This is a genomic window from Actinomadura alba, assembly GCF_014323705.1.
Classification (GTDB): Bacteria; Actinomycetota; Actinomycetes; order Streptosporangiales; family Streptosporangiaceae; genus Actinomadura_C; species Actinomadura_C alba.
This window is the reverse complement of sequence record NZ_JABVEC010000004.1, coordinates 74,464-86,799: the sequence shown is the minus strand read 5'-3', so window position 1 is coordinate 86,799 and position 12,336 is coordinate 74,464. Positions and strand designations below refer to the sequence as shown.

Genomic DNA, 12,336 nt, shown 5'->3' with positions numbered 1-12,336 from the left:
CACGGGCCGACCGCCCGACCTTGAATCATAAGGGGAACTCCGGTGAACGCGACGGCCCACGACCAGCCGCCCACCTGGCCCGCGCTCCTCAATGCCCTGATCGACGGCGAGTCGCTGTCGGCCCGGCAGACGTCATGGGCGATGAACGAGATCATGGCGGGTGAGGCGACCGATGCCCAGATCGCGGCCTTCGTGGTCGCCCTGCGCGCCAAGGGCGAGACTGTCGCCGAGGTGGCCGGGCTGGCCGAGGGGATGCTGGCGAACGCCACCCCGATCACCGTGCCTGGCAGCATCGCCGAGCTGGTCGGCACCGGCGGAGACCAAGCCCATACGGTCAATATCTCGACCATGGGCGCGATCGTCGCGGCGGCGGCGGGCGTGCGGGTGGTCAAGCACGGCAACCGCGCCGCCTCCTCCTCCTGCGGCTCCGCCGACCTGCTCGAGGAACTGGGCGTGGCGATCGACCTGGCGCCCGAGCCGACCGCCAGGGTCGTCGAGGAGGTCGGGATCACCTTCTGCTTCGCGCCGCGGTTCCACCCGGCCATGAAGCACGCGGCCAAGACGAGGCGAGAGCTCGGCACCCCGACGGTGTTCAACTTCCTCGGCCCGCTCACCAACCCGGCCCGCCCGACCTCGCAGGCGGTCGGCGTGTTCCATCCGCGGATGATGGAGATCCTCGCGGGGGTCTTCGCCGAGCGTGGCTGCTCGTCGCTCGTCTTCCGCGGCGATGACGGGCTCGACGAGCTGACCACCACCGGGACCTCCACCGTGTGGGTGGTCCGCGAGGGCACGGCCGCCAAGGTCACATTCGATCCCGCCGATCTCGGCATACCGCGCGCGACGCTCGACGACCTCCGGGGCGCCGACCCCGGCTTCAACGGCCGGGTGGCCCGCCGGGTGTTCGCCGCCGAGCCCGGCCCGGTGCGCGACATGGTGCAACTGAACACGGCCGCGGCGATCGTGGCCGCAGAGGGCACGCCGGAGCCGGAACGGCTCAACGGCGCGCTCAAGGAGGCGTACGGGCGGGCGAGCGAGGCACTCGAGTCCGGTGCCGCCGCGGCCCTGCTCGACCGCTGGGTCGGCGTCTCCCAGCGCCTGCGGGGCTGAACCGGGCCCGGCCCGGGACCCGCCCCACAGCGAAGTTCCTAGTCGGCGTCGGGGAGGCCGAGCGAGAAGGTGGCCTCGAGATCATGCTGCGAGTACGCCTGGAAGGCGATGTGGGTCTCGGTGTGCACCACGCCCGGGACCTTGTTCAACCGGCCCGGGATGACCTCGGCCAGTTCCTCGTGCCGGCGTACCCGGACCATCGCGACCAGATCCGAGTCCCCCGTGATCGAGTAGACCTCGCTGACGCCCTCGAGACCGACGATCGCCTCGGCGACCTCGGTGATACGGGCGACTTCGGTCTTGACCAGCACGATCGCGGTGATCACAGACGCCTCCTCGGTGCGGACATCCCGACCCTATAAGAGTGATTCCGGCGACGAGACTAGCGCCGGCTGCCGAGGACGGCCGCTCGGCGGAGCGCGGGCGCCCGGCGGGCCCACAGGCCGAACGCCGCGCCGGCCACGAAGCCGTAGATGTGCGCGACGTAGGCGACGCCGTCGTCGGCACCCAGCATCTGCCACTGGAGCAGGAAGAACTGCCCGAGCAGCAGCCAGGCGGGTAGCCGGATCGGCGGGACCAGGGCGATGGTCCGCGATCGCGGAAACATGATCAGATGCGCCCCGAGCACGCCGGCGATCGCCCCCGAGGCGCCGATGAGCGGCACGGTGGTGTCCGGGTAGGTCAGGGCGAAGCCGTAGGCCGCGACCAGCCCCCACAGCAGGTAGGAGAGCGTGAAGCGCACCCGCCCGAGCCGGTCCTCGGCCGCCTGCCCGAAGACGAACAGGAAGATCATGTTGCCCAGCAGATGAGTCCAGTCACTGTGCAGGAACATCGACGAGAACGCCGAGAGCCAGGGTCGCTTCTCGAAGGGCCGCGGCCGGCACTGCTCCACGATCTCGTCCGGCAGGGGCTCCTGCCGGTTGGTCATCAGTTCCCTGGGGATGGCCCCGTGCTGGTGGGTGAAGGTCACCTGGGCGCACTGGCGCTCCCGCGCCTGCGTGGAGGTCTGCGCGAAGCCCGCCATCGGCGTGAGCAGGAAGACCACGACGTTGATCGCGACCAGCAGGTAGGTGACCACCGGCGTGCGCCGGGTCGGCTGGCTGTCATAGAGGGGCAGGGCCACTCGCGCGTTCTCCTCTGCCCTCCGGCGACGGCTCGGCGATCAATGTACCGGTCGGCCGGTCCTCCGGTCGGCCGCCGCCCTTCGGGTTTCCCGCCGTCAAGGGCCGGTGTGGTCGCTCGCGCGTAGAACGCGCTCGCAGCGGGGACGTGAACATCTGCAAGATCACGCGCTTCGCTGGCGTGATCTTGCAGATGTTCACATAGGGGGGTTGGCGTAGGCCCGCTGGATGCGTTCGCGCATCCCCTCGGCACCGTGGACCGGGCAGCTCCACGTGCCGTCGAGCTCGACCAGGCGGGCACCGGGCGATTCGAGCCACCGCAGCACGCACTCCATCTCCTCGACGCTCGCGGTGCCCGCCGGCCCGGCCGCCGGGGCGACCGTCTCGGCGGTCGCGATGACCGCGTCGACGTGGGCGCGTACCGCCGCGGCGGTACGCGCGTCCGGCGGCACCACGCCGGAGCCGGCCAGCCGGCCGTGCCGCACGACCGCGAGCTCCCAGCCGCCGCCGAACCCCGGCCGGGCGGCCACCAGCTCGGCGCAGCCGGACAACGCGCTCAGCCGCTGGCACCGGGCCGCGGCACGGACGAACGCGGCCAGCCGGTCCCGCTGCTCGGCGGCCTCCTCGTAGCGGAGCTCGCCGGCGAGCCGGTCGATGCGGGCCTGCAGCGCGGCGACGACGGGCCGCGCGTCGCCCTCCATGACGGCCCTCGCCAGATTCGTGTGCCGCTCGTAGCCGGTGATGCTCTCGCGTCCGTCGCAGGGTGCCCCGCACCGGCCGAGCTCGGCCAGCACGCACGTGCGGGCCCGGCCGTGCTCGATCAGGCGCGGCGTCAGCCGCTGCGTGCACTGCCGCAGCGGGACGGCCTCGTGCAACGCCGCCCGCGCCTCCTCGGCCACCCTGGTGGACGGGAACGGCCCGAGGTACGGCGTCAGGTCGTCCCGGCACTCCCGGACGACCGACAGGCGCGGGAACGGCTCGGTCGTCAGTTTCAGCCAGATCGCCCGCTCGGGGAAGCGGGAACGCCGGTTGTACCGGGGTTTGTGCCGGGCGATGAGCCGCAGCTCACGGATCTCGGCTTCGAGGCCGGTCGCGCAGACGATGGGGCGCACCCGCTCGGCGATGCCGATCATCTCGCGCACGCGGCGCCTGGTCTCGGACGCGGTGAAGTAAGACCGCACCCGCGAGCGCAGGTCGGTGCTCTTGCCCACGTAAAGGATCTCGCCCCCGGCGTCTTCGAAGACATAGACGCCCGGCACGCTGGGCACGCCTTCGGCCAGGTGCCGTTTGCGCTGCTGCTCGGGCGTCGGCGCCTTGGCGAAGGTCTTGAGCTCCTCGAGCGACTTCGCGCCGAAGGCGCCCAGGCGCTCGAGAAGCCCGTGCAGCACATCGACGGTGGCGCGGGCGTCGGCGAGCGCGCGGTGGCAGGGCTCGGTCGCGGTCCGGAAGTAGCGGGAGAGAGTCGCCAGCTTGCAGTTGGGGACCTCGTCGCGGGTGAGAACGCGGCGGGCCAGATCGGCGGTGTCGACGACCGGGAAGGCGGGCCAGGGATGGCCGCCGGCGGCGCAGGCCGCCCGCAGGAAGCCCAGGTCGAAGGGCGCGTTGTGGGCGACCAGCACGCAGCCGCGGGCGAACTCGAGGAAGGCGGGGAGCACCGCCCCGATCCGGGGCGCCGCGGTGACCATCTGCTGGGTGATGCCGGTCAGCACGGTGATGAACGGCGGAATGGGGCCACCGGGGTCGACGAGGGTCGCGAACTCTCCGAGCGGCTCGCCACCGCGCACCTTGACCGCGCCGATCTCGGTGATCGCCGACTCGGCCGGGGAACCGCCCGTCGTCTCCAGGTCGACCACGACGAACGTGACGTCGGCGAGGGGGGTGCCGAGATCGTCGAGGGTGCCTTGAATGCCTCCGCCGGTCGCCATGCGGGCGAGGGTATGGCCCCGTACCGACATTCCGGGGCTCCGGTGTTATGGGCGGGCCGACACGCTGAGTGCCCGGCACGTCTACTCTGGTTATCGACGCGGACGCGCCTCCGCCGATCGGGCGAGCGGCGGTGCCAGTGGCCGCGAGGGCACCGGCCCGGCCGGTCACGGGCCCGCCCGGACGGGCACCTGGCCGTCCGGGTGTTCCGGGACGCCCGGGCCGCCCTCGGCCGGTCAAGGTCCGCGTTCGGTCCCGCCACCGGCAGAGCCCGTGAGGAGCACGATCATCGATACCGGCCCGGAGGAGCACCTCGACGGACCGCTGCCCGAGGCGGTACGGCAGCATGTCGTGGAGGCGGCCGCGGATCTGATCGGTTCCATGCCCGCGGCCGAGGTGCCGGTGCCGCTGCGCGTGTTCGCCAGGTTCGAGCCGCGCAAGCGCGCCAGGCTCGCGGCGAGCCAGATCGCCGCTCACCTGGAGAGCGATGCAGGCTTCCGCGATCGCGTGGCCGGGCCGCTGCGCACGACCCATCCCGAGCTGGTCGAGGCGGTGGTCGCGTCCGCCGTGCCGCCGGCCGCCGACCCGGTGCAGGTCGCGGCCATCGCCTACCTGCTCCGCCCGTCCGGGTGGACGGCCCGGGTCGCGACCGCACGGGCCGAGTTGGAGCGCTCGGCCAGCGCGGCCGAGGAGGCCGCGGCCGAGCGGCAGATCGCCGCGTTGCGTGCGGAGATCGCCACGGCCAGGTCGGCACGCGCAGAGGAACTGGACAAGATGCGAGGCGAGCTCCGCGACGCGCGCGCCGAGATCGCGGCACTGCGCCACAAACTGCACGACGCGCGAAAGCAGGCCCGAGCGGCGCGGGAGAACGCGGACGCGGCCTCCGCCGAGGCCGCACGTGAACGCGCGGCCACGACGGCCGCCACCGCGGCCATGGACAAGGAGCTGCGCAAGCTGCGCGGCCGGCTGTCACAGGCCGAGGCGGCCGCCGAGAGCACCCGCAGGGCGGCCCGTGAAGGACGCAACGTCGACGACGTGAGGCTGCGGATGCTCCTCGACGTCCTGGTCGACGCGGCCCAGGGGGTGCGCCGCGAGCTCGCCCTGCCGTCCACCATCGCCCGGCCCGCCGACGCCGTGGGGGCGATCGAGCCGGACAAGGGACCGCACCGCGCGCTGCCCGGGCGGGCGCTCTCGGACGATGATCCGGCACTGCTCGAAAGGCTCCTCACCCTGCCGCAGGTGCACATGATCGTGGACGGCTACAACGTCACGAAGACGGGGTACGGCGATCTGCCGCTGGCCGACCAGCGGAGCCGTCTGCTGGCCGGTCTCGGCGGGCTGGCGGCTCAGACCCGCGCCGAGGTCACCTGCGTCTTCGACGGTGCCGAGCTGGACGCCCCCGTGGCGATCGCCGCCCCCCGTGGCGTGCGGGTGCTGTTCAGCCATCCCGGCCAGACCGCCGACGAGCTCATCGGGCGGCTCGTACGGGCGGAGCCCGAGGGCCGAGCGATCGTCGTCGTCTCGTCCGACCGCGAGGTGGCCGACGCGGCGCGAAGGGCGCGGGCCAGGCCCGCCCCCTCCACCCTCCTTCTGCGCCGCCTGGGCCGGTCCTGACCGCCGCGGGCCGGTGAACGGCCGCCACGGCCGCGGTTTTGTCGGTCCGGCCTCCTAGCGTCGTCTCAGTCGAACGGATCGCCACGACGGAGGAGGAGCGGTGCTGATCGAATGCGACAGCTGCGAGGTCCGTGACACAGGCTGCGGCCAGTGCGTGGTGACGGCACTGCTCGGTGTCCCGGTGGCGGGCGAGGTCGACATCGGCGACGAGGAGCTTCGCGCGCTGGACGTTCTCGCCGGCGTCGGCATGGTGCCGCCGCTGCGGCTGAGCGTCCGTGGGGCACGCGCCTCGTGACCACTTGTGTGCGAGATGTGGTCAAAGAGCCGTGAAATGCCACAAGTCATGCTGAATCGGTTGTGACTGCTGTGCCCCTTCACTAAGGTCGTCCGCTGTAGTAAGTGGACAAGGGCTGTAGTAGACGGAACAGAGGAGGCGTGCCGCAACCGTGGCTAACGAAGGTTCGCGCCGGGTGCAGACCGTGGCGTGTCTCGCGCTCGCGGCGGTGCTGGCGATGCCGGCCGGTACGGCCTATGCCGAGCCCCGGCCCACGCTCTCCCAGGCGAGGGCGCAGCTCGAGAAGCTGGACAAGCAGGTCGGCCAGCTTGTGGAGAAGTACAACCAGGTCAACGAGGACCTGAAGGCGGCCAGGCGGAAGCTCGCCGTGAGCAGGGCGGCCGCGAGCAAGGAGCAGGCGACCTTCGAGGAGATGCGCAAGAAGATCGCCGAGATGGCGGCGACCGCCTACATGACCGGCGACTCCGGCGACGTCACCGGCTTCCTCTCCACCGACAACCCCCAGGCGGTGCTCGACCAGGCGGCGGTCTTCACGCATCTGTCCGAGAACCGCGCCTCACAACTGGGCCAGTTCCTCGCCGCCGCGCAGCGGATGCAGCGCGAGCAGGGCCAGGCCAAGAGCGCCTATGACCGGGTCGCCAAGAAGCAAAAGGAACTGCGCGAGCAGAAGAAGACCGTCGAGAAGAGCATCTCCAAGCAGCGCACCCTGATCGTGCGCCTCGGTGGCTCTGCGCAGGCGCCCAGTGGACGCATCGGAGGGACCTACACCGGGCCCGCCTCCGGCTCGGCGCGCACGGCGCTCCAGTACGCCTACGCGCAGCTGGGCAAGCCGTACCAGTACGGAGCCGCAGGGCCCAACACCTTCGACTGCTCCGGGCTCACGATGATGGCCTGGCGGGCCGCTGGGGTGAACATATCCCGCACGACGTACACCCAGTACAGCGGCAGCCGGCGGGTCGCCTACGGTGATCTCCAGCCGGGCGACCTGGTCTTCTTCAGCGGCCTCGGCCACATGGGGATGTTCGTCGGCAACGGGCAGATGATCCACGCGCCCCGCACCGGCAAGAACGTCGAGGTCGTGAGCATCACCTCGGGCTACTACCGGCAGAACTTCTACGGCGCGGGACGCCCCTGACCCTCGCTGACCCCACTCTGACCCCGTAACGGGCCTGGTTTGACCAGGCCCGTTACTTTTTTTGTCTGCCTATTGCCTTCCATGGGTTGTTTGGTACTGTATGTCCACTTACGGCGCCCACCATGCGTCGCCGCCTCACCCGGCCGACCCGGCTAGCCCGTGGCAAGCGGGACGCGTGCACCACGCACTGGAGCGTGATCACGGCAGCCTCGATATCGGGGTCGGTCCGGTCCAATCACACATTCGCGTCGCTTCGATCATGCCTGGGGGTCATGACCCCGCAGGCGGGCTCCGGCCCATCCGGATCGGAGCGGCAACGCCGAGTCCGCATCACGCGGAGCCGGGGACCCAAACCCCCGCAGGCCCAGTCTCTCCCGCACCCCATGGTGCGGTGCCGGAGTGCTGTGCCCGCGTGGACCCCGGGGTGAATCGGCGCGCCTCCCCCGAGTATTTGGCGCGCCGTAGGGCGCCTTCCACGCCCGAACCCGTCAGCTAACCCGGTAGGCGTCTGGAAGAAGGAGAACGACCTTGCCCGACGCAGACGACCGCCCCCCAACGGGCCGGCGAATGAGACTCGCCGGTTGCCTCCTCACGGCGGCCGCCGTACTGGTCCCGGTGACGGGAACCCTCCAGCCGGCCCAGGCCGGCACCCTTCCCTCGGTCCCCGCCGCGGGAAACCCCCAGCAGACCCAGGTGCCCGCGCCGGACGAAGGCGGGACCGGCAAGGACAAGGCCACCTGGGCCGAGCGGCGGCTGATCGGCATCGCCGCCGTGACCCACGCCAAAAAGAAGATCGGCTCACCGTACGTCTGGGGCGCCACCGGTCCGAACACGTTCGACTGCTCGGGCCTGGTCCAGTGGGCCTACAAGAAGGCGGGCGTCAAGATCCCACGCGTGACGTACGGCCAGTACAACAAGATCGACCAGAAGGTCACCTGGAAGAAACTCGCCGTAGGCGACCTGGTGTTCTTCAACGCCAAGGGCCATGTCGGGATCGTCTCCAAGCGTGAGGGCGACAAGCTCTGGATGATCCACGCTCCGTACACCGGCTCGTATGTCAAGCAGGTCAAGCTGAACGACCACCGCCGCCAGACCTTCGCCGGCGCCGTCCGCCCGTTCTGATCCATCGCCGCCATCGCACGCGGCCATCGCACTTCCTCACGAAGTTCATCAAGTTCATCGAGTTCTGACCGCATCGGGACGCCCCGCACCGGGGCGTCTCCCGCCGAATCCGCGACATCGCGGAACCGGGGACCCAATCGCGGTGTTCCAGGGCGTTTCCTGGAACACCGCCGGGGTGAATCGGTGGTGCCGCCCACGTATCCGGGCGGATCGACCGTAGGGCACCTTCCACGCCCGAACCCGACAGCTAACCCGGTAGGCGGCATGGAAGGTAAAGGAGAACGCAACTCCATGTCCGGGAAACACCGAATCACCACGCTCGCGATGCCCCGCTTCGCCGGCACCCTGGCCGCCGGCCTCGCGCTGGCCGCCGGCCTCGCCGCCGCGACGCACCCGGCCGAGGCCACGCCCGCCGCCTTCGAGCCTCGGCTCGCCTCGGCGGCCATCACCTCCGGCGACATCGTGTCGGCCATGTCCAGGGCCGACGCCCTCGGCTCCAAGATCGCTTCCAGCTCGTTCAAGTCGATCACCGAGCCGGAGGCCGGAGCCCAGTCCGCAGCCGGCACCGGCTCCTCCGACGGCACCTCCCCGCACGCGCCGGTCACCGCCGCCGAAGTCATCGCGCTCGCCAAGAAGCAGGTGGGCATCAGCGAGACCGACGGCTACGGCGGCGGGACCAAGTACCAGCGGTGGTACGCCGGCACCGAACGGGCGAGGGAGACGGTCGCGCGGGACGGCGGCTCGGTCGACGCCTACCTGAACGCCGCCTGGTGCTCCATGTTCATCTCGTGGCTGGGCCACAAGCTGGACTTCGGCGACCAGATGGGCTCCGACGCCTGGACGATCGCGCACGCCGAGTGGTTCAAGGAGCAGGGCCGCTGGGGCCACAAGCCCAAGCCGGGCGCCGTCGTGTTCTTCTCCTGGAGCGGCGGAGGCGGCATCTACGACATCGACCACGTCGGACTGGTGATCAAGAACCTCGGCGATGGCCGGATCAAGACCGTCGAGGGCAACACCAACGACGCGGTCACCAAGCAGGTGCGCTCGACGGGCATGGTCGTCGGCTACGGCTACCCGGACTACGCCGGGTAAAGAGCAGGTCCCGCCGGTGCCGTTCACTCGGGCATCCCGACGGGACCACTAGGATCGCGCGCATGGAGCCCGAACCTCCGGGGCAGCCGTCGGCGATCACACGCCCACCCGATCGGCGATCGCCGCGGCCACTCGCCGCGGCGATCGCCGTCGCGGTGGCCGTGAACCTCGTGTCGGGCATCGGCTATGTCGCGGTTGCCCAGGACCACCCGCCGCCGGCCGACCCGGCGGCGGGCACGGCGCCCTTCGGCTCGGCGGCGCGGCCAGACCCCCAGGCGGTCGGCGCGGTTCTCGCCGGGCGGGCCCGCGCGGTGCGCGACCATGACCGGCAGGGCTTCCTCGCGACCGTCGCCTGGGCACCACCGGCCTTCCAGGCCGACCAGGCGCGGCTCTTCGCCAACCTGGTCACGCTGCCGCTGAGCGGCTGGCGCCAGGAGCTCGGAACGGCGGAGCCGGTCGTGACCGGCATCGGCGGCTCGACACTGCGGATCATCGTGCGCTACCGGTTGCGCGGGTTCGACCGGACCGAGGTCGCCCATACCCAGTACCTCGCCTTCGGCCACCGGGCGGCCACCGGCTGGGTGATCACGGGTGACGGCGCCGCCCACGGGCTGAGCGACCACCCCGAAATCTGGGACGCCGGGCGGCTCACCGTCGTACGCGGTCGGCGCAGCCTGGTCATCGGCGACCAGCCTGTCGGCGCGCGGGGGGCCGAGCCGAAGAGGACGCTGCGCGACATCGCACGGCGCCTCGACGCGGCGGTCCCCGTCGTCACCGGGATCGTCGGCCCGAGGTGGGACCGCCGGGCCGTGGCGCTGGTCCCGACCGACCGCACGCAGGCCGAGGAGCTCGTGGGCGGCGGGCAGGACCTCTCGAGGATCGCGGCACTGGCCACCGCCTCGCAGTACGACGAGGGGAGGGCGGCGGGCGGAGACCGGATCGTCATCTCTCCGGCGACGTTCGCCCGGCTCACGCCACAGGGGCGGCGGGTCGTCCTCACCCACGAGCTGACCCACATCGCCACGGGCGGCGCGCGCGACGGGCGTACGCCGATGTGGCTGATCGAGGGCCTGGCCGACTACGTGGGGTACAAGAACACCCGGTTCAGCGTCCGCTCGGCCGCACGCGAGCTGCGCAACGAAGTGATCAGAGGGCATCTGCCCGACGCCCTGCCCGGCCGCGCCGACTTCGACGGCTCCTCCAGCCGACTCCCCCAGTCCTACGCGGAGGCCTGGCTGGCCTGTCGCATGGTGGCCGATCGGTACGGCGAGGCCGCCCTCATGCGGCTCTACCGTGCGGCGGGACGGCGGGGCGACGTCGCCGCGTTCGCCGAGGTCCTGGACGTGCGCCCGGCCGAGTTCACCCGGATGTGGCGGGACTACCTCAGGAAGGAACTGGCGTGAGCGACGGCCCGCGGCCCGGCCGCGACGGTGAATTCGATGCCGTCCCGGCCGGTGATCACGAGGATCCCGGTACGCCGCCCCTCGGCGCCGTACCCGAGAGTCCCCCGCCCATCGCCACCCCGCCGGACACCCCGCGCGGCGACGGCACCACGCGTCCGGCGCCGGCCGCCGGAGCCGAGCGCAGGCCACGGACCGCGGCCGCGGTGGCGGCCGTGGGGCTCGCCCTCGCCCTCGTCGTGATGCTGGCCCTCACCACGCCCTGGCGGCCCCTGAGTGGGCCCGTCCCCGGTGGAACGGTCGCCCCCGACGCCTCCCGGGACTTCACCGCCGCTCAGATCGCCCGGGCCGCCGCGTTCGATGGGGCGATCAGCCTCCCCGCGTACCTCAGCCTGGCCCTGAGCCTGCTCTCCGTACTCGTACTCGGCCTGACCCCGCTCGGGGCCCGGCTGCTCGGCGTCGTCATCCGGCCGGCCCGCCGATGGCCCCTCCAGCTCATCGTGGCCGCGATCGTACTGACGGCGGTGCTCCGCATCGTGACGCTGCCGTTCCGCGTCTGGGCCGAGACGATCTCGCGACGCCACGGGCTCTCCACCCAGGACTGGGGCGGCTGGGCACAGGACCAGCTGAAGGGCTTCATGGTCGGCGTCATCATGTGGATCGTGGTCCTGGTCCTGCTGCACGTGCTCGTACGCCGGTTCCCGCGGTACTGGTGGACCGGCGCGGCCGCCGGTGGCGCAGCACTGGTCGTCGCCGCGTCCTTCCTGTACCCGCTCGTGTTCGAGCCGCTGTTCAACTCGTTCCGGCCCATGCCCGCCGGGCCGGTCCGCACCGAGGTGCTGCGGCTGGCCGCCGCCGACCACGTGCCGATCAGGGACGTCCTGGTCGCCGACGCGTCCAGACGTACCACCGCCCTGAACGCCTACGTCTCCGGATTCGGGTCGACCCGCCGCGTCGTCGTCTACGACACGCTGCTGAAATCGGGCCGGCCCGACGAGATCAAGCTGATCGTCGCCCACGAGCTCGGCCATGCCAAACGCGGAGACGTGCTGTACGGCACGCTCATGGGGGCATTGGGGGTCGCCGCGGGCGTGTGCGTCCTCTACCTGCTGATGACCTCCCGGCGGTTGCTGACCCGCGCCGGCGTCGCCTCCCCCACGCCCGGCACCGGCCCGCCGGCGGCGGCCGATCCCCGGTCCTTCGCCCTGCTGCTGGCGATGGTGACCGTGCTGCTCCAGCTCGGCGGCCCGGCGCAGAACCTCGTGAGCCGGCACATCGAGGCACGCGCCGATCGCCACGCCCTCGACCTCACCGGTGACCCCGCGACGTTCACCCGCATGCAGCGAGCCCTTTCGGTGCGCAACCTCAGCGACCTGCGCCCGAATCCGCTGGAGTACGTCCTGTGGTCCAGCCACCCGAGCGGTCCCGAGCGGATCGCGATGGCCCGGAACTGGGCGCGCCTGCACGGCAGGCCCGACCCGCCACCGCTGGCCGGGCGCTGAGGACCACGCGTACAGGCCGGCCCGA

General features: G+C 71.7%; 11 protein-coding genes and 2 riboswitches. Of the genes, 8 read left to right on the top strand and 3 right to left on the bottom strand.

Annotation, left to right across the window (positions count from 1 at the left end; all coding sequences use genetic code 11):
* The first annotated feature begins 42 nt into the window (after window positions 1-42).
* A complete protein-coding gene (trpD, locus tag HKK74_RS07680) occupies window positions 43-1,107 on the top strand; it encodes an anthranilate phosphoribosyltransferase (protein ID WP_187242382.1) in 1,065 nt (354 codons plus the stop codon).
* Window positions 1,108-1,145: 38 nt separating this feature from the next.
* Here trpD and HKK74_RS07675 read toward each other — a convergent pair whose 3' ends face one another.
* From HKK74_RS07675 to HKK74_RS07665, 3 genes are all read right to left on the bottom strand, one after another.
* Window positions 1,146-1,433 (bottom strand): Lrp/AsnC family transcriptional regulator, encoded by a 288-nt coding sequence (locus HKK74_RS07675; RefSeq protein ID WP_187242381.1) that lies wholly within the window; start codon window positions 1,431-1,433, stop codon window positions 1,146-1,148.
* 56 nt (window positions 1,434-1,489) lie between these two features.
* The gene (locus HKK74_RS07670; protein WP_187242380.1) at window positions 1,490-2,230 is read right to left on the bottom strand and encodes a rhomboid family intramembrane serine protease; all 741 of its coding nucleotides are present in this window, start codon (window positions 2,228-2,230) and stop codon (window positions 1,490-1,492) included.
* 195 nt (window positions 2,231-2,425) lie between these two features.
* Window positions 2,426-4,153, bottom strand: coding sequence for a DEDD exonuclease domain-containing protein (locus tag HKK74_RS07665; protein WP_187242379.1), 1,728 nt, complete (start codon window positions 4,151-4,153; stop codon window positions 2,426-2,428).
* Between the two features lie 271 nt (window positions 4,154-4,424).
* Here HKK74_RS07665 and HKK74_RS07660 point away from each other — a divergent pair, with 271 nt between their 5' ends.
* From HKK74_RS07660 to HKK74_RS07630, 7 genes are all read left to right on the top strand, one after another.
* Window positions 4,425-5,765, top strand: a complete 1,341-nt coding sequence (locus tag HKK74_RS07660; RefSeq protein ID WP_312881332.1) for an NYN domain-containing protein — start codon at window positions 4,425-4,427, stop codon at window positions 5,763-5,765.
* A gap of 100 nt (window positions 5,766-5,865) precedes the next feature.
* Window positions 5,866-6,060, top strand: coding sequence for a hypothetical protein (locus HKK74_RS07655; RefSeq protein ID WP_187242378.1), 195 nt, complete (start codon window positions 5,866-5,868; stop codon window positions 6,058-6,060).
* Window positions 6,061-6,211: 151 nt separating this feature from the next.
* On the top strand, window positions 6,212-7,195 hold the full coding sequence (locus tag HKK74_RS07650; protein WP_312881331.1) for an NlpC/P60 family protein: 984 nt from the start codon (window positions 6,212-6,214) through the stop codon (window positions 7,193-7,195).
* A 307-nt stretch (window positions 7,196-7,502) separates the two neighbouring features.
* Window positions 7,503-7,718: riboswitch (cyclic di-AMP (ydaO/yuaA leader) on the top strand.
* Between the two features lie 5 nt (window positions 7,719-7,723).
* The gene (locus HKK74_RS07645) at window positions 7,724-8,317 is read left to right on the top strand and encodes a C40 family peptidase (protein ID WP_222721992.1); all 594 of its coding nucleotides are present in this window, start codon (window positions 7,724-7,726) and stop codon (window positions 8,315-8,317) included.
* Window positions 8,318-8,408: 91 nt separating this feature from the next.
* Window positions 8,409-8,594, top strand: a riboswitch (cyclic di-AMP (ydaO/yuaA leader).
* A gap of 14 nt (window positions 8,595-8,608) precedes the next feature.
* On the top strand, window positions 8,609-9,409 hold the full coding sequence (locus HKK74_RS07640; protein ID WP_246491325.1) for a C40 family peptidase: 801 nt from the start codon (window positions 8,609-8,611) through the stop codon (window positions 9,407-9,409).
* A 62-nt stretch (window positions 9,410-9,471) separates the two neighbouring features.
* Window positions 9,472-10,812: a basic secretory protein-like protein gene (locus tag HKK74_RS07635; RefSeq protein ID WP_222721990.1), complete on the top strand. Its 1,341-nt coding sequence runs from the start codon at window positions 9,472-9,474 to the stop codon at window positions 10,810-10,812.
* Complete coding sequence (locus HKK74_RS07630; protein WP_312881330.1) at window positions 10,809-12,311, top strand: M48 family metallopeptidase; 1,503 nt, start codon at window positions 10,809-10,811, stop codon at window positions 12,309-12,311. Before HKK74_RS07635 ends, HKK74_RS07630 begins: the two co-directional genes overlap by 4 nt.
* Window positions 12,312-12,336 lie beyond the last annotated feature (25 nt).